The sequence below is a fragment of the Marinobacter sp. LV10R510-11A genome, from assembly GCF_900215155.1.
Lineage (GTDB): Bacteria > Pseudomonadota > Gammaproteobacteria > Pseudomonadales > Oleiphilaceae > Marinobacter.
The window spans coordinates 2,895,572-2,917,648 of the sequence record NZ_LT907980.1 but is presented as its reverse complement, the minus strand read 5'-3'; the positions used below and the strand labels follow the sequence as shown (position 1 = coordinate 2,917,648).

Sequence of the window (22,077 nt, the reverse complement as noted above, 5' to 3'; positions counted from 1 at the left end):
CTTTATCAGCATTTCGCGCCGGGATCAGGCCCCAAGGGTGGCTACCAATACCGCTTTGATGGTGTGCATGCGGTTTTCCGCCTGGTCGAAAACAATCGACGCGGGGCTCTCGAAAACCTCGTCGGTCACCTCCATGGCACTGATCCCGAACTCTGCCTGAATTTCTTTGCCAACGATGGTGTCGGTATTGTGGAACGCCGGCAGGCAGTGCATGAATCGGGCGCGGGGGTTGCCGGTTTTTTCCATCACGGCCGCGTTCACCTGATAGGGCATTAACAGCTTGATTCGGTCACCCCACTTTTCTTTCGGCTCACCCATGGATACCCAAACATCGGTGTAGATAAAATCTACCCCGGCGACAGCGGCATCCAAGTCTTCGGTAATGGTTATACGGGCACCGGTTTCCCGGGCAATCGCCTGGGCTTCATCTTGTATCGACTGGTGTGGCCAGCAGACTTTGGGTGCGCACAGGCGCACATCCATGCCCATTTTGGCACCGCCGATCAGCAAGCTGTCGCCCATGTTGTTGGCGGCATCGCCGAGGAAAGCATAGGCCACCTGATGCAATGGCTTCTCCACGTGCTCCTGCATGGTGAGAAAGTCAGCGAGAATCTGCGTGGGGTGGAACTCATCGGTCAGGCCGTTGTAAACCGGCACGCCGGCATACTCTGCCAACTCCTCGACAATTTTCTGACCGAAACCACGATACTCGATGGCATCGTAAACCCGGCCCAACACCCGGGCGGTATCCTTTACCGACTCCTTGTGGCCGATATGGGTGCCCGAAGGCCCGAGATAGGTGACTCGGGCGCCTTGGTCATAAGCCGCTACCTCGAACCCCACCCGTGTCCGGGTGGAGTTCTTTTCGAAGATCAAAGCGATTTCCTTGCCGGTTAGCTGCGGGACCTCGGTGCCAGCGTATTTGGCCGCCTTCAGATCTTTGGACAATTTCAGCAGAAAACTGATCTCCTGCGGGGAGAAATCCCGCAAGGTCAGGAAGTGACGATTCTTCAGATTAAAAGCCATGGTCGTTATCCTTTCCGGTCAGATGGGGTCACGAATCGTAGGGCAGCTCATGCAGCGCCCGCCGCCTCGGCCACGGCCAAGTTCAGCACCGGGAATGGCCAGTACTTCAATGCCCGCCGCTTTAAGTGCCGCGTTGGTGTCATCGTTACGGTCATAACCCACGACCACGCCTGGGCTCAGCGCCAGCACGTTGTTGCCATCGTTCCACTGCTCCCGCTCCCGCTCCGCCGGGTTATCGCCACCGGTGGGAACAACCTCCAGAGATTTATAGCCGAGAACTTCAGCAACCACGTCAAACATCGGCCGAGGATCCTGGTGGAAAGTCAGGTGTTTCTTGCCCTCACCGGCGCGCAGGTCGTAGCAGACCACTTCATCTGCGACTTCTTTGAAAGCGGTGACCACGTTGCCGCCACAGAAGGTGAAGATTGTGTCTAGGTGCATAGCGGTACGAGATTTCGGAATCTGACAGGCAATCACCCGCTCCGCTGTGCCTTTTTCAAACAGGGTGTTGGCCAGTTGCCCGACGGCTTGTGGAGATGAGCGTTCTCCCATACCCACAAGCACGGTGCCGTTGCCCACGGGCATTACATCGCCGCCTTCGAGCGTGGCAAGGCCATGTTCTTTTGTCGGGTCACCCCAGAGTACGTCTACTTTTCCGGCAAATTTCGGATGGAAACGGTACACACCTGCCATCAACAGTGTTTCGGGTTTGCGAGCGGCCCAGTACATGGGATTAAGCGTCACGCCACTGTAAATCCAGGCGCTGTTGTCCCGTGTAAACAGATAGTTGGGCAGCGGCGGCAGCACAAATCCGTAGTGCCCCAGGTGGTTGCCAAAAAGTCCGGTTGGATCAAACGGCAGATCCCCTATCTCAAGGCCGCCAATCAGGTGTTCTGAAAGCTTGCTGCCCGGAAGCTCGTCCATCCAGGCGCGCAGGTCCGAAATCATCCCTACGCCAATATCGTTCCAAGTAATCCGGTGATCCAGGATCCATTTGCGGGCTTCGGGAATGTCCAAGGTCTCGGCCAGCAACTCGTTAACATCAAGTACTTCGACCCCCCGCTCCCGCATCACGCTGGTAAACACATCGTGATCTTTCTGTGCCTGTTTAACCCAGAACACGTCGTCAAACAGCAGAGAATCGCAGTTGGTCGGCGTCAGGCGCCGGTGTGCCAGCCCCGGGCGGCAGACAATGACCTGCCGCAGGGTTCCGGTTTCGGAATGTACTCCAAGCTTGTGTTCAGACATGGTTCAATCCTCCGTTAAACCAGTGCGGCTGCACTGATAACCACCGAAATGAAAATGGTAAGAATCAATAGCAAAGGCCAGATGAATGCGATCCAGCGATCGTAGGACACACGGCCAATCGCCAGCCCACCAACCACTACGGCAAAGGTTGGGTTGATCAGGTTTACCAGGCCGTTGGCAGACTGGTAAGCGGTTACGACAAGATCACGCCCCACGTTAGCGAAGTCCGCAAGCGGTGCCAGAATCGGCATGGAGAGAACCGCCAAACCGGATGAAGAGGGTACGAAGAAGCTCATGCCCACCTCTATCCAGAACATCAGGTTGATAAACGCCAATTCAGGCAGGCCGCCCAGAGACGCTTCAGCGCTGTGCAAAATGGTATCGGCAATCATCCCTTGATCCATGATCACCACAATGCCCCGTGCAAGGCCTACAACAAGCGCAACACCCAAGAGATCACGTGCGCCATCAACAAAGCTGCCGGTGAGCTTTTTCTCGCCAAGACGGGCAACAATACCGATCACAACGGCTGCGCCAAAAAACAGTGCGCCCATACGGGCCATCCACCAGCCCTGTGACGATACGCCCCAGATCATGACAACGAAGGTTGCGGCGAAGATCAGGAGGGCAATAATTTGTGTTCTGGTGAGTGTGGAGTCATGAAATTCATCCTCATGCTTGCCTAGGAACAGCCGGCGGTGAGCATCCCACTGTTTGGCGACAACAGAGCGGGAGGGATCTGCTTTTACGCGCAGTGCGTAACGCATAACGTACGCCGCACAGATCAGCAGGCCGCCAATCAGCAGAATAAAGCGCACGACAATGCCGTCAGTAAACGGTATGTCGGCCGCGTTAGCGGCGATGACTGTGGCAAACGGGTTGATGGTGGAGCCCAGTACGCCGATACCGGCTCCGATCAAAATAATAGCCACCCCGGTTACGGCGTCGTACCCCGCGGCCATCATTACTGGTATCAGAATGGCATAGAAAGCCAGGGTCTCCTCGGCCATGCCATAGGTTGTTCCGCCGATGGCAAACAGGGTCATCAGGATTGGTATCATCCAGATTTCATGGCCTTTGAGATGGCGCATGGCGCTGCGTATACCAGTATCAATTGCCCCCGTGGCGTTCATCACCCCAAGGAAACCGCCAAGGAAGAGCACGAATAGGGCAACATCAATGGCGTTGGCCACATAGCTATCGGGATCATAGAACCCGGCCGTAGGCGCGAGCATAATGTCCATAAAGCCTTGAGGGTTGGGGTCGACGGTCTGGTAGGTACCAGGCACGGCTACCTCGCGCCCGACTTCTTCGTTCATCGCCCGGTCGTATTGGCCGGCAGGTATGATCCAGGTCAGGGCAGCAACGAGAATGATCAGCAGAAAAAGAATGGTATAGGCGGTGGGAAACCGCGTTGCCAAATCCTGCTCTGGGTCGTTGGACTGATCATCTGGCGAGTTATTTAAAGAATTATCTAAAGGGTTATCCGAAGGGTTTTCCGTGGGGCGGTTCTTATCATTCACAGCACTTCTCCTTTATCCACACCGACAGCTATGTATAGAGCCAATGAAATTCCCGATCCAGGCTGTGAATGTTGTTGTTCTTATCCAGCCAAGCGGGACTACGATTTCCAGATCGTTAGCCAACAGGGTAGTTGAGAAGTGACAAATTGGAATTGAGTTAGGTCACTATTAATACGAATGTGATATTAAATTCTAAGAGTTCCATCAATACCCAAAAGACGAGAAATTATGCGTTTTTCGAATATTCATGAGCGCGCAATTGCGCGAAAAGGTGGCGTTGAAGCGCTGAACGCGTTGCTGCCAAAATTGCTACCTGCCACGGAGCTGGAGCTGCGAACGGATGATCGCTACCTTTCAGAGATCACCCGTTGTGTGTTTAAAGCGGGGTTTGTCTGGCGTGTTATTGATAACAAGTGGGCGGGTTTCGAAGCGGCTTTCCACGGTTTTGTACCCGCCTATTGGCAGCAGGTGCCGCCGGATGTTCTGGAAGAGCTGGCCCGTGATGAACGCATTGTGCGCAACATGCAGAAGATTCGAACGGTGCCGGAGAACGCCCGCATGATTGTGGATGCCGCGCGGGAATACGGCAGTTTTGGTGCTTTCTTGCAGCAGTGGCCGTCGGAAGATCAGTTTGGTTTGTTGCTTTGGCTTAAACGCAACGGTGCCCGCTTGGGTGGTAACAGCGCTCAGTATTTTCTGCGCCGTGTCGGCTGGGATGGCTTCATTCTGTCTCACGATGTGATTACGGGTCTTCGCCACGCCGATCTTCTGGATGCCTCGCCAACGAGTATAAAAGGGCTGCAGCAAGCGCAGACGGCTTTTACCGACTGGCACCAGGAAACAGGCCTGCCATACAGCCAGTTATCGCGCATTTTGTCGTATTCCGTGGAGGGTTAGACGCCTACTCTTCGTAAGCGCTATCATGCCTGCCATTATTGGATCTGTTACCACCGAGTCCGTAAAAAGGCAGTTCATGAGCAAGCAGTCTTCCTTCGTAAAAAAGAACACCCGCACCTTCGAACAAACCCTCTGGGATACCGCCGACAAGCTGCGCGGCACGGTGGAATCGTCGGAATACAAGCACGTGGTGCTGAGCCTGATTTTCCTGAAATTCGTCAGTGACAAATTTGAAGCCCGCAAGCAGGCGCTGATTAACGAGGGACAAGAAGCCTACGTAGACATGGTGGAGTTTTACACCATGAAAAACGTGTTCTATCTGCCGGAGCACGCCCGCTGGAATACCCTGCAAAAACAGGCCAAGCAGGACGACATTGCCGTAAAAATCGACACGGCTCTGTATTCCATTGAAAAGCTGAACCCGTCATTAAGGGGCGCATTGCCGGATAACTACTTCTCTCGCATGGGGTTGGAGGCCAGCAAGCTGGCTGCGTTGATTGATTCCATCAACAACATTGCCACCGTGAGTGACCAAAGCAGTACCAAACCCGGAGGCAATGAAGAAGACCTGGTGGGCCGGGTGTACGAATACTTCCTCGGCAAATTCGCTGCCACCGAAGGCAAGGGCGGTGGCGAATTCTATACCCCCAAGTGCATCGTTAATTTGCTGGCGGAAATGATCGAGCCTTATCAGGGCAAAATTTACGACCCCTGTTGCGGCTCCGGTGGCATGTTTGTGCAGTCGGTGAAGTTTCTGCGCAACCACGAGGGCAACCAGAAAGACATCTCCATATACGGCCAGGAATACACCGCCACCACCTACAAGCTGGCGAAAATGAACCTGGCCATTCGCGGCATCGCCAGCAACCTTGGCGACGTACCGGCGGATACCTTCTTCAAAGACCAGCACCCGGATTTGAAAGCCGACTTCATCATGGCGAACCCGCCGTTCAACATGAAAGCCTGGCGCGGCGCGGACGAGCTCAGCACCGACCCGCGCTGGGCGGGTTACGATGCGCCGCCCACCGGCAACGCCAACTACGCGTGGATTCTGCACATGGTGTCCAAGTTGTCAGCACAGGGCACCGCCGGCTTCGTTATGGCCAACGGATCCATGTCGACCAACACCAGCGGTGAAGGCGCCATTCGCCAGAAGCTGATCGAAAACGACCTGGTGGACTGCATGATCTCCCTGCCCGGTCAGTTGTTTTACACCACCCAGATTCCGGTGTGCCTGTGGTTCGTTACCAAGAACAAAAAGGCACAGACCATTACCGGCCACAGCGACAGCAACCACCGTAGCCGCGAAGGCGAAACGCTATTCATCGACGCCCGTAACATGGGCTCCATGATCAGCCGCACCCACAAAGAGCTCACCACCGACGACATCGCCGAAATCACCCGCACCTACCACGCCTGGCGCGGCGAAGCCAAAGACGGCGGTTATGAAGACCTACCCGGTTTCTGCAAAGCCACCACTCTGGCTGACATCAAAGCTAACGATTATGTGCTCACCCCTGGCCGTTACGTGGGCGCAGCTGCGATTGAAGATGACGGCATTCCCTTTGAAGTGAAAATGACCGAATTGAGTAAGACTCTTTATCAACAGATGGCGGAAGCGGAACGGCTGGATGTGGTGATTCGGGAGAATTTGGAGGGGTTGGGTTATGGGGAGTGAGTGGAACTTATCAACTCTTGGTGAAATCGCTCGCGCCGGAAACCATGGCCTAGTTGATGGACCCTTTGGGTCAAATTTACCAGCTTCATCTTATACGGAATCAGGAGTGCCAGTTATAAGAGGGAGTAATTTGACGTTGGGGCTAGGTCGTTTCCGTGCTGCTGAATTTGTGTATGTGTCTGAGGAAACTGCTGAGAGGCTTTCGAGAAGCATTTGTATTCCCAGCGATATAGTTTTTACGAAAAAAGGCACATTGGGTCAAACAGGATTTGTGCCTGATACACCGTTTTCTAAGTATTTAATTTCCTCAAACCAAATGAAGCTTTCTGTTGATCGGCGTAAAGCTGACCCACTCTTTGTGTACTATTATGTGTCGTCTGCGAGTAGTGTCGAGAGAATCATACGCGACTCAGAGTCAACGGGCGTTCCGAAAACAAATCTAAACTATCTCAAGAGTTTTTCGATTCTATTGCCAACTTTGACAGAGCAAAAAGCAATAGCATGTATTCTCGGTACCCTCGACGAAAAAATCGACCTCAACCGCCAAATGAACACCACCCTAGAAGCCATGGCCCAAGCCCTGTTCAAAAGCTGGTTCGTCGATTTCGACCCGGTGATTGACAACGCCATGGCTGCCGGCAATCCCATTCCCGAACCTTTCCGCGCCCGCGCCGAAGCCCGCAAAACGCTGGGTGACCAGCGCAAACCCCTGCCTGTCGCCATTCAGCATCAGTTCCCGGATCGGTTTGTGTTAACCGAGGAAATGGGATGGGTGCCGGAGGGGTGGGAGGTTGCATCTTTTGGGTCCAAAATTGAGCTTGCATACGGTAAGTCACTGGCCGTTTCTGTCCGGGTTCCCGGATTGATCCCGGTTTATGGTTCAGGGGGCGCTACAGGGTTCCATAACGCGGCGCTTGTAAAGGGGCCGGGAATCATCGTTGGAAGGAAGGGCACCGTTGGTTCGCTATACTGGGTAGAGAAAGATTTTTTCCCGATCGACACGGTTTTCTACGTTGTGAATAATTCTGGACTTCCACTGTACTGGATTTATCAAGCTCTTCAGCTGTTCGATATTAGGTCTATGGGCGAGGACTCAGCAGTTCCCGGGGTCAATCGAAACGTAATTTACTCAAAGAAAATGGTGTTTCCTAAGCTCCAAGCGCTCGAAGAGTACAGCAAACAGGTCTCAGCAATGACGAGTCGAAAAAAAGCTCTAGATACTGCAAATGAAGCTCTTATAACTCTGAGAGATACCCTCCTTCCCAAACTCCTCTCCGGCGAACTCCGCATCCCCGAGGGCGAGCAGTAAATCGCCGAGGTGCTCTGATTTCATGGCTAGGTTCATGGATGAGCCAAAGGGGGTGGCTTGCGAGCGCCTATAGGGCGGGGAAACCCTAAGGGTATTCCTGTCGTGAGTGCAGAATTCGCAGGATATCGACGAACTCGACGCCCGCCTGATAGACCACAAGATAATTCGGGTGGACAACCGCCTCGCGAGTGCCGGTTACTCGCCCGCCTTTGAAGATCAGAGGTGCTGCTGGAAGGCTTTCTACGGTGCGCAATATTTCAGAGTGTAGAGATAGCGCCGCTATGGGGTTACGCTGGTCGATGTAATCGATGATTTCAATAAGGTCGCTGGTGGCTTCCTCAGACCAGCGGACGGTTAGCACGGGCTTTCCTGCGTTCTTCAAGTTCAGCCCGCACCTTCGACATGGCTTCGTCATGTGCCAGTTTTGGCTTTGTGCTGTTCATCGCTTCCTGCACCTTGGCGCGGAACCAGTGATCATAGCTGACCGCTTGTTCCTCGGTCTCAAATTCGGACACGATCGGTGATAATTGAGCGCTCATGTTTTGTCTCCTCTTCTCAAAGCAGTATACAGTATCGGTTGATGGTTTGGATTAACTATCCATATCGAGTGGTTTACATCCGTTTTGTCGGTACCCATCGGCAGTACGACGAAATCGATGTACAGACAATCTAAGGTGAATTATGGACATTCGTCCCATTAAATCGGACACAGACTATAGTGAGACGCTTAAAGAAATTGAGTCTCTGATGATGGCGGAGGCAAACTCGCCGGAAGGTGATCGTCTAGACGTTTTAGTGACCCTTGTTGAAGCGTATGAGCGAAAGCATTATCCAATCGACTTCCCCGATCCTATTGAAGCCATCAAATTCCGTATGGAGCAGCAAGGGCTTACGGTAGAAGATCTTGTTCCGGTGATTGGGCGCAAGAATCGCGTCTATGAAATTTTGGCTCGTAAGCGCCCACTGACGCTTCGGATGATTGAGGGTTTACATAGCTCTTTTTCAATTCCAGCCGAAAGCCTGATAAAACACTCGACTCATCGAAACGGCCAAACAGCTTAGGGGCAAACAATGGGCTTTAATGAAGCACGGCTGGAACAGGCCATCATCGAACTGCTGCAGGCTCAGGGTTACCCCTATTGCCCCGGTTCTTCCCTGGTGCGCGAACCCACCGATGTGCTGATTAAAGCCGATTTAACGGCGTTTCTAACCAAGCGTTACGAAGGCGATCACATTACCGCGGCTGAAGTCGAATCCATCATTCGCCGGCTGGAAAGCCTCTCCCCGCTCGACTTGTACGAATCCAACAAAGCGATTCACAAAATGGTCGCCGACGGTTTCTTGTTAAAAAGGGAAGACCGCAGCCGCAAAGACCTCTATATCCAGCTGATTGATTACCAAGGCCTGGCGGAAATGCGCCTGCCCCGTGAAGGGGAGGTATTCACGCTGGCGGCGGAAGTGCCGGAAAGCTACGGTGGCCCCCGCAACATTTACAAGCTGGTGAGCCAGATGGAAATCACCGGCAGCGAGAAGCGCATTCCCGATGCCGTGCTTTACATCAACGGCCTGCCGCTGGTGGTGTTTGAGTTCAAAAGTGCAGTGCGCGAAGAAGCCACCATTCATGACGCCTACATGCAACTGACCACCCGCTATGCCCGGGATATTCCCCAGTTGATGAAGTACAACGCGTTGTGTGTAATCAGCGACGGCGTTAATAGCAAAATGGGCTCGTTGTTTGCGCCCTATGAGTTTTTCTATACTTGGCGCAAAGTGAGCGGCAACGAAATTATTGGGCAAGATGGCATTAATAGCCTGCACACCATGATTGAGGGCTTGTTCAACCAGGATCGGCTGCGCCAGGTGATTCGTCACTTTATCTACTTTCCGGATGTGTCCAATCAGGAAGTAAAAGTGGTGTGCCGTTACCCGCAGTTTTACGCTGCCAACAAGCTGTATGCCAATATCCTGCAACACCGTAAGCCGGAAGGCGACGGCAAGGGCGGTACCTACTTTGGTGCGACCGGCTGCGGCAAGAGCTTTACCATGCTGTTTTTGGCGCGGTTGCTGATGAAAAGCCTGGCTTTTGAAAGCCCCACGCTTGTGCTGATCACCGACCGTACCGATTTGGATGATCAACTGTCCCGCGAGTTTACCAATGCAAAAAACTACATTGGCGATCAAGCTGTTGTGAGTGTGGAAAGCCGCGCCCATCTGCGTGAGCTGCTCAAGGGCCGTAACAGTGGTGGGGTATTTCTGACCACCATTCACAAGTTTACCGAAGACGCCCAGCTACTCACCGATCGTACCAACGTTATTGTCATTTCTGATGAGGCGCACCGCAGCCAAGTCAACCTGGATCAGAAAGTGCGTGTGACCGAGAAAGGCGTTCAGCGCACCTACGGCTTCGCCAAATACCTGCACGACTCTTTGCCCAACGCTACCTACGTAGGCTTCACCGGCACCCCCATTGACGCGACGCTGGATGTGTTCGGCCCGGTGGTGGACAGCTACACCATGACTGAGTCGGTGCATGATGAGATTACCGTGCGCATTGTGTACGAAGGCCGTGCGGCCAAGGTGATCCTGGATAACGGCAAGCTGGAGGAAGTTGAGGCTTATTACGCCCGTTGTGCGGATGACGGCGCCAGCGATTATCAGATCGAGGAAAGCAAGAAGGCCAGCGCGCAGATGAACGCCATTCTGGGGGACCCGGACAGGTTGCGGGCGTTGGCGCTGGATTTTGTGCACCATTACGAACGTCGGGTTGAAGAGGGTTCATCGGTCAAAGGCAAGGCGATGTTTGTGTGCAGCAAACGAGATATTGCCTGGGCGTTGTTTCAGGAAGTGATTGCCCTACGACCACAATGGAACGAAGTGCTGGAGTGTGAAGCCGGAGCCGAGTTGAGCGAACAGGAACGAAAGGCGCTTAAACCTCTGGAGCGGATCAAAATGATCATGACTCGCGGTCAGGATGACGACAAAGAGCTTTACGACTTGCTGGGCACCAAAGACTACCGCAAGGATCTGGCCACGCAGTTCAAAGACCCCAAATCCAACTTCAAAATCGCTATTGTGGTGGATATGTGGCTGACCGGGTTCGATGTGCCATTTCTGGATACCTTGTACATTGATAAGCCCATTCAGCGCCACAACCTGATCCAGACCATCTCCCGGGTAAATCGTAAGTTTGAGGGCAAGGATAAGGGCCTGGTGGTGGATTACATCGGCATCAAAAAACAGATGAATCTGGCACTGGCGCACTACAACAAAGCGGATCAGCAGAATATCGAAGAGATCAACCAGTCCATTGTGGTGGTGAAAGACCACCTCGATCTACTCAACAAACTATTTCACCCGTTCGACAGCCAGCTCTATTATCACGGCAGCCCTTTAGAGCAGCTGCATTGCCTGACCAAGGCGGCGGAGTTTGCCCAGACCACTTACAAGTTTGAGAAGCGCTTTATGCATCTGGTTAAACGCCTGAAAGTGGCCTATGACATTTGCAGCGGCTCGGAGGGTGTCAGCCAGGGTGAGCGTGACCAGATTCATTTTTACCTGGCGGTGCGCTCCATTGTTTTCAAACTGACCCGTGGCAATGCGCCGGACAGCGCTCAGATGAATGCCAAAGTGCGCCAGATGGTCGCAGAAGCGCTGAAAAGTGACGGTGTGGAAGAGATTTTCAAGATGGGCAGTGAGAGCCAAGGCGAAACTGACATTTTTGACGCCGATTACCTGGCCAAGATCGACAAGATCAAACTGCCAAATACCAAAATCAAGCTGCTGCAACAATTGCTGGCGAAGGCCATTGATGACTTCAAAAAAGTAAACAAAGCTAAGGGTGTGGATTTCTCCAAGAAGCTCAAGGCGTTGGTGGAGCACTATAACGAACGCAAGGAAGATGATGTTTTAGTCGGCAATGTGCTGGAAGATTTCACCGATACCATCATCGACCGTTATATGGATCTGATTCAGTCGCTGAAGCAGGAGCTCGGATCGTTTGAAGAGCTGGGCATTGATCTTGAAGAGAAAGCCTTTTACGACATTCTGAAAGACCTAGCCATTAAGTACGATTTCAGTTACCCGGAAGACAAGCTGTTACCGTTGGCGAAAGCCGTCAAAGTAGTGGTACAGGAAAAAGTAAAATACACCGATTGGAACCAGCGCGAGGACATTAAGGCCGAATTGAAAGTTGGTCTGATTCTTCTGCTGGCAAAACACGGCTACCCGCCGGTAGACCGTGATGAGGTGTACAAGGAAATTTTTGAGCAGGCGGAGAATTTCAAGCAGCACCAAGTCAGCGACGGATCTTGAAGCGAGTAAACTCTGGAGCTGCCTTTTGTTGGCTTCTGAGCTTACCCAATAATAACTGAGCCACTTCCTTTGGTTACATGGCCATAACTGATCGCGCTGCCGGTTGCCGCTGCGGCACATCGCTGAGTAAGTGGCGTGGTTCTTAACTGCTAATGAGCGGCGAACTCTAGGATGCTGTCTTTTTCAGTGTATAGCACCACCTCAATAGCATCGTCCGCCAGAGAATCCCGCGCTTCTTCGAAGGCCTGAAATCTGATGTCTGAAGGGGGAACGTCTTCGGGCCCTTTAACTGGAAATAGAACTGGGCCATGAAGCAAGTTACGCTTCCTCAGCTGGTTCACCTTGAGTTTCCAGTGACCGCCGTGCTCGATAATCGCTGTAGAGTCAGCTTGTCCAAGAAATAGGGGTTTTATAACTTTTATAGCTTTATCGTCGTCTTGTTCGACAAATGGGAATGTGACGCTATAAAGATGATCTTCAACTTTGCGTTTTGAGAAGTGGCGAGCCAAGTTGCGTTGTTCAAGTAGTTTTTTGATACCTTTTTCCAGAATAGTTTCCTGGTATTCCCTGGTTACGAAGTTCCGGCCAACGTAATAGTCGAATAACTCTTGCAGGGTTTTCTGTGGATCTTCAGAAAGGATGCTGCGCCGCTCGCTGAATCGCGCGATGGTTTCTCTGGGACGAATCAGCTCGTCGAATATGCCATTATGGAAGCCGTATTCCATGACGTTACCACTAAACTCGGTGGTCTTGTTATGAAGCATCATACTTTGAACCCTAAACAGTTCTGCTTCTATGTTAGCCATGGTTTTCAGGTAAACAGCCTTGTCCAACTCTTCAAAAAACTGGGTGATCCGGGCGTATTTTCGACGCAATAACTTGAAGCTTAAGTGGCGTGTTTTTGGCACCCACAATAATATACCGACATTGGCAAACTCGCCGGTTTCAATGTAAGGCATAAATCGCACTATGGCGTATTGACACGCGAACCTAGTCATTTCCGACTCCAGAAATCACCGTTGTTAAAGCGTTGAAGATTCTCAAGCAGTGAATCCAGATTCAGGTTGATTTTCATCGTCATTTCCTGATCGCTATAAAGCCATTCCTCTGGAATACTATCCATAATGGATCGCCAGTTGTGAAGAGCCTGCTCTGCTCTCGAAGTATAGTGCTCTCGTTCCAATAAGTCATCGGAGATACCAGGTGCGAAATCTTTAAATATATGAAATTTAAAGAACTCCTCGTTAGAGAACTCTGAGTCAAAAGCTTGGTTATGATCAATTACGACTAAGCGCTGGGTATTGGGCTCCCAAAATAGGTTCGGATTTCCTCCGCTCTCTGTCAGCATGCGATCTGCATTGGAAATCCACCAGTCAAAAAACAGGACGGCGCGCCGAAGCTCGGGACCGACGTTGTTAACTTGAGAGTACGATAGCTCCGTCACCATTTGCTCAACGGAGCCGAAAGCTGGCCCAGTACCAAGATCACTAGCTTGTTCGACTGAAAGTAATTCGATTAACTCTTCAGGTACGTAAACGATGCTAAATGGCGCTACAGGTATGCCAAAGTTTTGAGCAAGATTGCCCGCGATCCATTCCTTGATCTGACTATCTCTGCCGGCACCAAACCCTTTCACGAAATACGTATTATCGTCGTCACCACGACAAATAAATGGACGAGTTATACCTTGCTCTGAGCGACGGATAACCTCGACTATCTCGACGACGGATTGTTCTGGAGGCGACACAGGTTAGTTGATTCCTTTCTCTTATGCCTGATAAAGAAGTCACACCACTATAAGGGCATGATACTGGGAGTCAATGCAGTGTCTACACTCCCAAAAGCAGCACCAATTCACAAAACACCACGCTGGCCCCGAGTGCATCGCCGGTGTAACCGCCCAGTTGCCGTTGCAGATACCAACCCCATAGCAGCGCGACAGTAATGATTGCAGTGAGTGCCGCCAGCCACAGCCCTGGCAACCAGAAGCTGAATACGAGCGCGATCAGCGCGGTAAAAGCACAGCTGACCATCAATCGGCGGCGGGAAAAGGCTTCTGCCACAGGCTTACTTTTGCTTTTATCCGGATCGGTTACGTATGGCATAAACGCCATCAATAGCAGTGGCGTTACACGGCTGATAGCGGGCACTAACAAAAGCGCCAGCCAGATGCTTTGGGTGTCCATCAACAGCGCAGCCTTCAAGCCCAGGGCCATCACCAAAGCCACGGTGCCGTAGGTGCCGATGCGGCTGTCTTTCATAATTTCCAAGCGCTTCTCAACCGTATAGCCTCCGCCCAACGCATCCACGCTGTCGGCAAGGCCATCTTCATGGAAGGCGCCAGTAATAAACAGATGGAAGCACATCACCAGCAGCACGCAGGCCAGCGGGCTCCATGCCAAGCTGAGGAGCGTGAATAATCCGGCATAGAGTGCGCCCAGCAAGAGGCCGACCAGCGGAAAGTACATGCTGCACTGATTCATCAGCTTTTGGGAGTAATCGATGCGCACCAGCATGGGAATGCGGGTGAGAAAACCTATGGACAGCCAGAACGCCTGCCATTCACGGGAACGCAGCGAGCTGCGTGGTGGTTCGAATGCTGAGGAGTCAGAATCGGATTGCGAGGTGCGGTCCGTCACGGCCGGCTCCTGTTGCCAGAGAAGAACGCATGATACCGAATACGAAGTATCCGGCAGCTACTAAAAGGTGGAAAGGTAGATTTGTTGCCGGAAATTGGCTGCTACCCTGGTTCCGGCACGCCATTCCATCAAACTGCAACTGCTTGTCACGAAGGGCTTGCGCAATTTTGTCCAGCGATTGTCTTAACCAACCGCCCGTAAGTATGGAAGCTCCCGCTACTAATCCTGTCACAAGCTCTTTCATGCTGGCATTGCACTTTATAAGCTCTTCTATAGCCTGCTCGACAATATATGCGGTATCTTCATTGAAGTTGCTTTTTAATCTACGTAGCTGATTATCATCAAAAAGAATGTCGATAACCGCCAAAAGATCTTCTTTTTCCGTCCTTGAGAGCATGTTTAGTGTTCCTTGATTCCTTTCAAGATCTCGTTTTCAATTTCTTCCCAGCTAAACCTATTTAATACCAGTCGTGTAAACAAGTCTGGCTTATCTGGAGAGGAAAGCATGATGATTGATTTTTCAGGGTTGAAGGCAATGTAGGCTGTAATTTTACCAATTGTCATCACGCTCAAAACCTTTTCTACAGCAGGCTCGAGTGTTATGAGGATTATGCCCTCAAGCTCCTTTCGAAACTCTGGGTCATGGATTGAGGCGAGGTCACGTTTAAAAACATACTCTGGTACGCGGTGAAAATCTGCCAGAGTGGTGCCCCAGTCTTCTTGCGTAACGACACTGGCATAGAGACCTTTGTTACCCTCGTAGACTATCAGTTCCCCTTCGCTACCTATAAAAGTTGCACCGGCAAGAGTTCCTAGAGGAAGCATAATGGGATGGGCTGTGCGGTTTATTGTAATGCCTGATGTTGCTGCTCTTGCTTCGACAGGCACAAGCACATTGAGATCTTGGGAGGCACAGGCAATTTCTGAAAGGCTCAGTAAGATGATTAAGGCTGTCCTGCCTATGTATTTCATATTCGATTCCATTCGCAGTAGGTCAACTCATATTCCAGCAGTCTACTCAATTTTTTTGGTGATTGTAAATTTGTTAAATCTGCCGGATTTCAGCTTTGAGCCCCTCGGCAGCCTGTTAGTACATCTAACCCGGCAACAAGTAGCGCTGCCGTAGAAGGTTGCTAGTACGCGCTGGTGTGCTTCGTAGAAGGCCGCGCGGCGGGTTGGGAATGCCAGCACCATGGCCGCGATTACCGCCATCATTATGTCTGAAGGCTGCATTACCGCATAAAGTCAGAAGCGAATGAATGCGCCGGTTATGAAATAGCCGTGCATGGAACTGTGGACTACACTTTTGGAATCAATCTGGTTTACGCCCGTAAGACGAGTGGTTCATGACAACACAGACCGGCCAGGGGCCGCGATACACCGACTCTGATTATTTTTTTAGAAAGCTGGCTTCGGGCATTCCCGGCGTTCTTTTTACCTATTGGCTGAGTGCCGACAGTGAGTCTCATCGGTATCTGTTTGTTGGCGACCAGGTGAATAGCATTCTGGGGCTCGATCCTGATGTTTTGCGCAAAAATGCCGATCCGATGTTTTCTGCGGTCCACCCAGAGGACATCGACGGTGTTGGCGCCAGCATTGAAGAATCCGCTATGGTCTCCAAGCCCTGGCGGTATCAGGCCCGCATGAGAGTGAGCGCCGGACACTACGAGTGGTTTGAAGCCCACGCAACGCCAGAGCGCCAGGCCGATGGCAGCACGGTTTGGTATGGCCAGCTTCATAATATCCAGCACTACAAAGATCTTGAACGCACGCTCAGGGAGGGCGAGGCCGAGTCAGCTTTTCAAGCCGATTTTCAGAAGTTAATTGCCAGACTGTCCACCGAGTTTATCAACTTGGGCTTTGGCACCATTGATCAGTGTATTTCTGAGTTGCTGAAAACCATTGGCGGTTTCTTCGAGGTGGATCGGGCTTACCTGTATGACCTCTCGCCGGACTATCGCACCATGGACAATACCCACGAATGGTGTGCAGCTGACGTGCCATCGCTTATCGACAGCCAGCGTAACGTACTGACCGTCGATTTTGAGTGGTGGCAGGATAAGATTGATGAGATGGTCGGTGGCAACCGGGTCGTTTTTGTTGAAGAGCTTGAGCAGATACCAGGGGGCCCAGAACGCACCATGCTGGAGAAACAGGGTATCTGTTCCATGTTCTGCGTGCCGGTTCGTGTCAGGGGCCTGGTCACCGGTTTTTTTGGCGTGGACTCCATCCGCAAACGAGCATGGCGTGAAGATCAGGCTGATCTTCTGATTATTGTATCGGGCCTGCTCTCGGGGGCGCTTGAGCGCAGCCGGCTTGAGGGCGAACTTCTTAATCAGTCTGTTCGTGATCCCTTAACTACCCTGCACAACCGCCGCTACCTGATGCCCAGGTTGAATGAAATGCTGAGCCGCTCCAGTCGTTACGGCGAGCACTTCACCCTGGCGATGTTTGATTTGGATCGGTTCAAGCACATCAACGATTCCATCGGCCATCTTGGGGGAGATTTCTGTTTGCGCGAGTTTGCGAACATTCTTCTGGAGCAGACTCGAGACGCAGACGTGGTGGCACGGTTTGGCGGGGAAGAGTTTGTTGTCGCTTTCAGCGATGTGAGTCAGGCAGGCGTTAGGCGCACGGTTAGCCGGATTATCCGCGCAGTGCGTGATCACGATTTTATTTTTGAAGAAAGGATCTTACCGCTAACGGTCAGTGCGGGTGTTGCCTCCATTGGGGAGTTGAGTGGCATTCCAGCATCGCCAGATCCGCTTATCAGCCTGGCGGACAACCGGCTTTATCGAGCAAAGCAGGCGGGGCGAGACTGCCTTGTGGATGCATCAGGGGTATCGCGCATATAAGAAAAGAGAATTTCACCTTATATTCCGTTTTGGTATATCCTTAGAATAAATATCTAAGGCGCCACTCCAACGGAGGTGAATATCGTGAGCAACCCGATCGTTCAGCATTTTTTTGATGAGCCCACCAATACGTTCAGCTATGTGGTTCGTGACCCTGCCAGCCAGGCCTGTGCCATTCTCGATTCGGTGCTAGATTTTGACTATGCGGCAGGAACCACCGATGTGCGCTCTGCGGACGAGATTGTTGAATACGTCCGGTCACATGACCTGAAGGTTGAATGGATTCTGGAGACGCATGTACATGCGGATCACCTTTCAGCCGCGCCTTATCTCCACGAGAAACTCGGTGGTAAAACCGCTATTGGTGCCCACATCCGGGATGTTCAGGAGATTTTTGGCAAGGCGTTCAATGAAGGTACAGAATTCGCCCGTGATGGCAGCCAGTTTGATCGCCTTTTCGGGGATGGCGATACCTTTGCCATTGGTGGTCTTGAAGGCCGCGTAATGCATACCCCCGGTCACACTCCTGCGTGCCTGACCTATGTTATCGGCGACGCCGCATTTGTAGGCGATACCCTGTTTATGCCGGATTTCGGGACCGCCCGCTGCGATTTCCCAGGTGGCGATGCCCGGGTGTTGTACCAGTCGATCCGTAAAGTGCTGTCGCTGCCCTCCGAAACCCGTATTTTCCTGTGCCACGACTACAAAGCGCCAGGTCGGGATGAGTATGCTCACCAGACAACCGTGGCGGAGCAGCGTGAGGCCAATGTTCACGTGCACGACGGCATCAGCGAAGACGAGTTTGTGCAGATGCGCACGGAGCGCGACGCGACCCTCGACATGCCCCGGCTGATTTTGCCGTCAGTGCAGGTCAACATGCGGGCGGGAGACATGCCACCGGCTGAAGACAACGGCCAGGTTTACCTGAAGATACCGGTTAACCTGTTCTGAGCGCCAGATGAACTTCAAACGCTATTTGCCCATTCTTCAGTGGGCGCCAAAATATGGCCGAAGCCAGGCCACCAGCGATTTGGTGGCTGCGGTTATCGTAACCGTGATGCTGATTCCCCAGTCCCTGGCTTACGCGCTGCTGGCCGGTTTGCCTGCGCAAGTCGGCCTGTACGCCAGTATTCTGCCGCTGGTGATCTACGCGATCTTCGGTACAAGCCGTACGCTTTCGGTTGGGCCGGTGGCGGTGGCTTCCCTGATGACCGCTGCTGCACTGGCGCCGCTGGCGCAGGCTGGAAGCACTGAATACGTTGCCGGCGCGGTTCTGCTGGCGGTTATGTCGGGGATCATGCTCACGCTGATGGGTGTTTTGCGGCTGGGTTTTCTTGCCAATTTCCTCAGCCATCCGGTTATCTCGGGTTTTATCACGGCTTCTGGGATTGTGATTGCGGCCAGCCAGCTCAAGCATATCTTTGGAGTACAGGCGTCTGGCCAGAACCTTCTGACGATTGGTGAGTCACTGATTCAGTCGATGGGTGATACCAATATCCCGACCCTGTTGATCGGTACCGGTGCACTGCTGTTTCTAATGTTCGCCCGAAAGCAGCTGAAGCCCCTTCTGATTCGTGCAGGCGTGGGCGCCCGCTCGGCGGACATCCTCACCAAAACCGCACCGATTCTCGCGGTGCTGGTAACCACTTTGGTCGCTTGGCAACTCCGGCTGGACACCCAAGGCGTGCGCTTGGTGGGTATTGTGCCATCGGGGCTTCCCGGGCTGACAATGCCCTCGATGGATAAGGGGCTCTGGCAGCAACTTGCGGTTAGTGCATTGCTGATTAGTATTGTGGGTTTTGTGGAGTCGGTTTCCGTAGGGCAAACCCTTGCAGCGAAACGGCGCCAGCGGATTGACCCAGACCAGGAACTCATCGGCCTGGGCACTGCCAACCTTGGCGCAGGTTTTTCCGGTGGGATGCCTGTAACAGGCGGCTTTTCCCGTTCGGTGGTTAACTTTGACGCCGGCGCGGAAACCCCGGCAGCCGGCGCATACACGGCTGTTGGAATTGCCCTTGCCACATTATTTTTAACGCCTGCCATCGCCTACTTACCCCAGGCGACGCTCGCAGCGACCATTATTGTTGCCGTGGCCACGCTGATCGATTTCCCGGCGCTGGGCCGCACGTGGCGGTACTCCCGAACGGATTTTGGCGCCATGTTGGCAACCATTGTGCTCACCCTTGTACACAGTGTGGAGGCGGGCATCATTGCGGGTGTGGCGCTCTCCATAGGGCTGTTCCTTTATCGTACCAGCCGGCCTCATTGCGCGGTTGTTGGCCGGGTGCCGGGCACGGAACACTTCCGCAATGTGCTTAGGCACGACGTGGAACTGTGCCCGAAGGTCACTTTTTTGCGGGTGGATGAAAGCCTGTATTTTGCCAACGCGCGCTTTCTGGAAGAGACGGTGATGGATCTGGCTATTGGCGAGCCGGAACTGAAAGATTTGGTACTGGTGTGCCCGGCGGTGAACCTGGTGGATGCTTCGGCACTGGAAAGCCTGGAGGCTATAAACGAACGCCTGAAGGATGCCGGCGTGCGGTTGCACCTCTCTGAGGTAAAAGGGCCGGTTATGGATCGTCTTAAGAGTACAGAGCTTCTGTCGCATCTGGGTGGTGAGGTGTTTCTCAGCACCTATGAGGCCTGGCAGGCGCTCACCGATAGCCGAACCCCCTTTAAGGCACTCGTGTGAGATAGGGTTTCGCTGTCTTAATTGCGCCAGCGGGAATGCTTTTGCAGCTTACGCTGCAAGGTTCGCCGGTGCATCTGCAAAGCTCTGGCCGTGGCGGACACGTTGCCTTCATGCTCATTAAGCACCCGCTGAATGTGCTCCCACTCCATTTCTTCCACCGATGGCGGCTCCGGGCGTAGTTCTGGGGTTGTTGCCATTGCTTTAAAGCCGCTGATGAGCTGATGAACGGTCACCGGCTTGCACAAATAATTGGCGGCACCGCGGCGCATGGCTTCAACTGCCGTCGCAATACTGCCGTAGCCAGTGAGCACCAGAATTTCCAGAGCAGGCTGCCGAACAAGGAGTTCGGGCAGAAGCTGCAGGCCGCTTTCGCCTGCAAGGTTCAGATCCAGAACACATTTTTGGAACGCATTTTCGCTCAAGGCACTGAGCGCCTCTGCATGACAATGGGCGCCTGCGGCTTCAATTCCCTGACGACCCAAAGCACGTTGAAGCACTTCTACAAAGGCGGCGTCATCGTCAATAAGCAACCAGCGTTCGTTAGTGGTCACTTCATACCTCCAATCTCTGTTTTATTCGCCCCGGCTTCCGGCAAATCGATGATCATGGTTGTGCCATGCTGATCAACGCGCGCTTTCAGGGCGCCGCCCAAGCGCTGGATGGTTGCATTGGAAAGGAACAGACCGACGCCCAAGCCATTCTCCGAACCCACAATCTGGTCTCCAGGGGCGTCTTGGAAGGCATCGTCTAGGCCATCACCATGGTCTTCTACGACCATTTCGATTCGGCTAGGTTCTGCGCACCGCAAACTAACGGCTACCCATGAAGGGCTTGCAGTTAGCGCGTTGGCAAGAAGGTTCAAAATGGCCTGGTCCACGGTGGCATCTACCGCAACCCAGCAATCTGGAACCGCTGCTGTCCACTCAATGGGTGCCGCCGGCCACAGAAGTGTTGCCGACTCTCTTAACCGTGCCACCCAATCCCGAACGGGGAGGTTTTCCAGTTGCGCGGTTTTTGCCTGTATTGCCGCGCTGGAAAGGTGCTGCAGGTGCTGGCCACAAAGGGCAAGTTGTTTCTCCATCAGACCTAGGTCTTCAGCTAGATCTGGGTCTGGGAAGGCTGAACGAATCTCATCAACGAGCAATGTCATGGTGTTCAGAGGCGTGCCCAAGCGATGGGCTACGGAGGCTGCGGAGAGGCCCAAGGCAATAATTTGCTCATCGCGAAGCCGGGTTTCCCGAATGGTGGATAGCTGCGTCTGTTGCTGGTGTATTCTTCGTGCCAGCGCACCCACAACTAGCAGAAGAATCGCGGCCGTCATGGCGAACGTAACCCACATGCCGGCCAAATGCAGCTGAGCCAGGTTGGCATCGTGTTGATCATGGGTGATGGGCGTGTGCCAAATAACCAGCGCTGTATAAACGGCAATTCCGGATAGGGTTAGTGCAATGCTTTGGCTCAGGGGAACCAGAATAATCGCTACGGCTATGGGCAGTAGCAATAAGGAAACTAGGGGGTTGGTGTAGCCGCCGGTCAGAAACAGCCAGCCGCCGATCAAGGCCAGATCAAGAGCGAGGCCAGCGCTTACGCTAATAGTAGAACGCGGTGGTCTGCGGGTAAACCAGAGCCAGCCCAGTGTTGCAAGAACACCATAGAGCAAGCAAAGCACGAGTGCTTCAGCCCGGTGAGCGAGGGTGACAACAGTTTCCGCCACCGCAATGGCAACAAGCTGGAGGCCAACAACAGCGAGGCGCATGCTCAGCAAATAGCGAGCAGCCTGTTGAAAACCGGTTTGAGAGTGAGTGAGCCATTCCATGGCCCGGATTCTAGCAGGGCGGAGCACGCAGTGTTGGAGCAGGTGCGTGTTTTTAGTCGCTTTTTTTAAATAATTGCGGGATA

The 22,077-nt window shown here is 53.0% G+C and carries 20 protein-coding genes and 1 pseudogene; 9 read left to right on the top strand and 12 right to left on the bottom strand.

Annotated features, from left to right (window positions below):
- Window positions 1-24: 24 nt before the first annotated feature.
- The 3 genes from CPH80_RS13965 to CPH80_RS13955 are packed head-to-tail and all read right to left on the bottom strand — an operon-like array spanning window position 25 to window position 3,797.
- Window positions 25-1,026 carry an ornithine carbamoyltransferase gene (locus tag CPH80_RS13965; RefSeq protein ID WP_096278709.1) on the bottom strand — a complete coding sequence of 334 codons (1,002 nt, stop codon included), beginning with the start codon at window positions 1,024-1,026 and terminating at the stop codon, window positions 25-27.
- Window positions 1,027-1,044: 18 nt separating this feature from the next.
- Complete coding sequence (locus CPH80_RS13960) at window positions 1,045-2,274, bottom strand: arginine deiminase (RefSeq protein WP_096278707.1); 1,230 nt, start codon at window positions 2,272-2,274, stop codon at window positions 1,045-1,047.
- Between the two features lie 14 nt (window positions 2,275-2,288).
- A complete protein-coding gene (locus CPH80_RS13955; RefSeq protein ID WP_096278705.1) occupies window positions 2,289-3,797 on the bottom strand; it encodes a YfcC family protein in 1,509 nt (502 codons plus the stop codon).
- Between the two features lie 228 nt (window positions 3,798-4,025).
- Between CPH80_RS13955 and CPH80_RS13950 the strand changes: the two genes are divergently transcribed.
- The 3 genes from CPH80_RS13950 (at window position 4,026) to CPH80_RS13940 (ending at window position 7,681) form a co-directional block, all read left to right on the top strand.
- On the top strand, window positions 4,026-4,694 hold the full coding sequence (locus CPH80_RS13950) for a DNA-3-methyladenine glycosylase I (protein WP_096278703.1): 669 nt from the start codon (window positions 4,026-4,028) through the stop codon (window positions 4,692-4,694).
- A 76-nt stretch (window positions 4,695-4,770) separates the two neighbouring features.
- Window positions 4,771-6,372 carry a type I restriction-modification system subunit M gene (locus CPH80_RS13945; RefSeq protein WP_096281631.1) on the top strand — a complete coding sequence of 534 codons (1,602 nt, stop codon included), beginning with the start codon at window positions 4,771-4,773 and terminating at the stop codon, window positions 6,370-6,372.
- Entirely contained in the window at window positions 6,362-7,681 is a 1,320-nt protein-coding gene (locus CPH80_RS13940; protein ID WP_096278701.1) for a restriction endonuclease subunit S, read from the top strand. The genes CPH80_RS13945 and CPH80_RS13940 overlap by 11 nt, the downstream gene beginning before the upstream one ends.
- A gap of 85 nt (window positions 7,682-7,766) precedes the next feature.
- On the opposite strand, the gene CPH80_RS13935 is transcribed toward CPH80_RS13940, so the two are convergent.
- Together CPH80_RS13935 and CPH80_RS13930 are read right to left on the bottom strand one after the other, a co-directional pair.
- Complete coding sequence (locus CPH80_RS13935) at window positions 7,767-8,042, bottom strand: type II toxin-antitoxin system RelE/ParE family toxin (RefSeq protein WP_096278700.1); 276 nt, start codon at window positions 8,040-8,042, stop codon at window positions 7,767-7,769.
- A complete protein-coding gene (locus CPH80_RS13930; RefSeq protein WP_096278698.1) occupies window positions 8,020-8,220 on the bottom strand; it encodes a stability determinant in 201 nt (66 codons plus the stop codon). The genes CPH80_RS13935 and CPH80_RS13930 overlap by 23 nt, the downstream gene beginning before the upstream one ends.
- A 29-nt stretch (window positions 8,221-8,249) precedes the next feature.
- Here CPH80_RS13930 and CPH80_RS13925 point away from each other — a divergent pair.
- From CPH80_RS13925 to CPH80_RS13915, 3 genes and pseudogenes are all read left to right on the top strand, one after another.
- A pseudogene (locus CPH80_RS13925) lies at window positions 8,250-8,354 on the top strand (type II toxin-antitoxin system HigB family toxin); the annotation flags it as partial.
- An 8-nt stretch (window positions 8,355-8,362) separates the two neighbouring features.
- Window positions 8,363-8,743 carry a helix-turn-helix domain-containing protein gene (locus CPH80_RS13920; RefSeq protein ID WP_096278696.1) on the top strand — a complete coding sequence of 127 codons (381 nt, stop codon included), beginning with the start codon at window positions 8,363-8,365 and terminating at the stop codon, window positions 8,741-8,743.
- Between the two features lie 9 nt (window positions 8,744-8,752).
- On the top strand, window positions 8,753-11,992 hold the full coding sequence (locus CPH80_RS13915) for a type I restriction endonuclease subunit R (RefSeq protein ID WP_096278694.1): 3,240 nt from the start codon (window positions 8,753-8,755) through the stop codon (window positions 11,990-11,992).
- 149 nt (window positions 11,993-12,141) lie between these two features.
- Here CPH80_RS13915 and CPH80_RS13910 read toward each other — a convergent pair whose 3' ends face one another.
- The 5 genes from CPH80_RS13910 to CPH80_RS13890 form a co-directional block, all read right to left on the bottom strand.
- The gene (locus tag CPH80_RS13910; RefSeq protein WP_227520164.1) at window positions 12,142-12,990 is read right to left on the bottom strand and encodes a DUF3037 domain-containing protein; all 849 of its coding nucleotides are present in this window, start codon (window positions 12,988-12,990) and stop codon (window positions 12,142-12,144) included.
- The gene (locus CPH80_RS13905; RefSeq protein WP_096278692.1) at window positions 12,987-13,739 is read right to left on the bottom strand and encodes a HipA family kinase; all 753 of its coding nucleotides are present in this window, start codon (window positions 13,737-13,739) and stop codon (window positions 12,987-12,989) included. Before CPH80_RS13905 ends, CPH80_RS13910 begins: the two co-directional genes overlap by 4 nt.
- Window positions 13,740-13,821: 82 nt before the next feature.
- Window positions 13,822-14,568 (bottom strand): adenosylcobinamide-GDP ribazoletransferase, encoded by a 747-nt coding sequence (gene cobS / locus CPH80_RS13900; RefSeq protein WP_319823055.1) that lies wholly within the window; start codon window positions 14,566-14,568, stop codon window positions 13,822-13,824.
- A 31-nt stretch (window positions 14,569-14,599) separates the two neighbouring features.
- The gene (locus tag CPH80_RS13895) at window positions 14,600-15,028 is read right to left on the bottom strand and encodes a hypothetical protein (RefSeq protein ID WP_096278688.1); all 429 of its coding nucleotides are present in this window, start codon (window positions 15,026-15,028) and stop codon (window positions 14,600-14,602) included.
- 2 nt (window positions 15,029-15,030) lie between these two features.
- Window positions 15,031-15,603, bottom strand: coding sequence for a hypothetical protein (locus CPH80_RS13890; protein ID WP_096278686.1), 573 nt, complete (start codon window positions 15,601-15,603; stop codon window positions 15,031-15,033).
- A gap of 374 nt (window positions 15,604-15,977) precedes the next feature.
- On the opposite strand from CPH80_RS13890, the gene CPH80_RS13880 reads away from it, so the two are divergent.
- The 3 genes from CPH80_RS13880 to CPH80_RS13870 all read left to right on the top strand — a co-directional run bounded on the left by CPH80_RS13880 (window position 15,978) and on the right by CPH80_RS13870 (window position 20,178).
- A complete protein-coding gene (locus tag CPH80_RS13880) occupies window positions 15,978-17,486 on the top strand; it encodes a diguanylate cyclase (protein WP_096278684.1) in 1,509 nt (502 codons plus the stop codon).
- An 84-nt stretch (window positions 17,487-17,570) separates the two neighbouring features.
- Window positions 17,571-18,437 (top strand): MBL fold metallo-hydrolase, encoded by an 867-nt coding sequence (locus CPH80_RS13875; RefSeq protein ID WP_096278682.1) that lies wholly within the window; start codon window positions 17,571-17,573, stop codon window positions 18,435-18,437.
- Window positions 18,438-18,444: 7 nt separating this feature from the next.
- Window positions 18,445-20,178: a SulP family inorganic anion transporter gene (locus tag CPH80_RS13870; protein WP_096278680.1), complete on the top strand. Its 1,734-nt coding sequence runs from the start codon at window positions 18,445-18,447 to the stop codon at window positions 20,176-20,178.
- A 17-nt stretch (window positions 20,179-20,195) separates the two neighbouring features.
- Here the strand turns inward: CPH80_RS13870 and CPH80_RS13865 are convergent, their stop codons facing one another.
- On the bottom strand, window positions 20,196-20,729 hold the full coding sequence (locus tag CPH80_RS13865; protein ID WP_096278678.1) for a response regulator transcription factor: 534 nt from the start codon (window positions 20,727-20,729) through the stop codon (window positions 20,196-20,198).
- On the bottom strand, window positions 20,726-21,994 hold the full coding sequence (locus tag CPH80_RS13860) for a sensor histidine kinase (RefSeq protein WP_096278676.1): 1,269 nt from the start codon (window positions 21,992-21,994) through the stop codon (window positions 20,726-20,728). The genes CPH80_RS13865 and CPH80_RS13860 overlap by 4 nt, the downstream gene beginning before the upstream one ends.
- Window positions 21,995-22,077 lie beyond the last annotated feature (83 nt).

Excerpts from the sequence above, each read along its gene's own strand:
- CPH80_RS13890 (WP_096278686.1), bottom strand. The coding sequence starts at position 15,603 with ATGAAATACATAGGCAGGACAGCCTTAATCATCTTACTGAGCCTTTCA.
- CPH80_RS13910 (WP_227520164.1), bottom strand. The coding sequence starts at position 12,990 with ATGACTAGGTTCGCGTGTCAATACGCCATAGTGCGATTTATGCCTTAC.
- CPH80_RS13945 (WP_096281631.1), top strand. The coding sequence starts at position 4,771 with ATGAGCAAGCAGTCTTCCTTCGTAAAAAAGAACACCCGCACCTTCGAA.
- CPH80_RS13920 (WP_096278696.1), top strand. The coding sequence starts at position 8,363 with ATGGACATTCGTCCCATTAAATCGGACACAGACTATAGTGAGACGCTT.
- CPH80_RS13965 (WP_096278709.1), bottom strand. The coding sequence starts at position 1,026 with ATGGCTTTTAATCTGAAGAATCGTCACTTCCTGACCTTGCGGGATTTC.
- CPH80_RS13930 (WP_096278698.1), bottom strand. The coding sequence starts at position 8,220 with ATGAGCGCTCAATTATCACCGATCGTGTCCGAATTTGAGACCGAGGAA.
- CPH80_RS13895 (WP_096278688.1), bottom strand. The coding sequence starts at position 15,028 with ATGCTCTCAAGGACGGAAAAAGAAGATCTTTTGGCGGTTATCGACATT.
- CPH80_RS13940 (WP_096278701.1), top strand. The coding sequence starts at position 6,362 with ATGGGGAGTGAGTGGAACTTATCAACTCTTGGTGAAATCGCTCGCGCC.
- CPH80_RS13860 (WP_096278676.1), bottom strand. The coding sequence starts at position 21,994 with ATGGAATGGCTCACTCACTCTCAAACCGGTTTTCAACAGGCTGCTCGC.
- CPH80_RS13870 (WP_096278680.1), top strand. The coding sequence starts at position 18,445 with ATGAACTTCAAACGCTATTTGCCCATTCTTCAGTGGGCGCCAAAATAT.
- CPH80_RS13880 (WP_096278684.1), top strand. The coding sequence starts at position 15,978 with ATGACAACACAGACCGGCCAGGGGCCGCGATACACCGACTCTGATTAT.
- CPH80_RS13915 (WP_096278694.1), top strand. The coding sequence starts at position 8,753 with ATGGGCTTTAATGAAGCACGGCTGGAACAGGCCATCATCGAACTGCTG.
- CPH80_RS13950 (WP_096278703.1), top strand. The coding sequence starts at position 4,026 with ATGCGTTTTTCGAATATTCATGAGCGCGCAATTGCGCGAAAAGGTGGC.
- CPH80_RS13960 (WP_096278707.1), bottom strand. The coding sequence starts at position 2,274 with ATGTCTGAACACAAGCTTGGAGTACATTCCGAAACCGGAACCCTGCGG.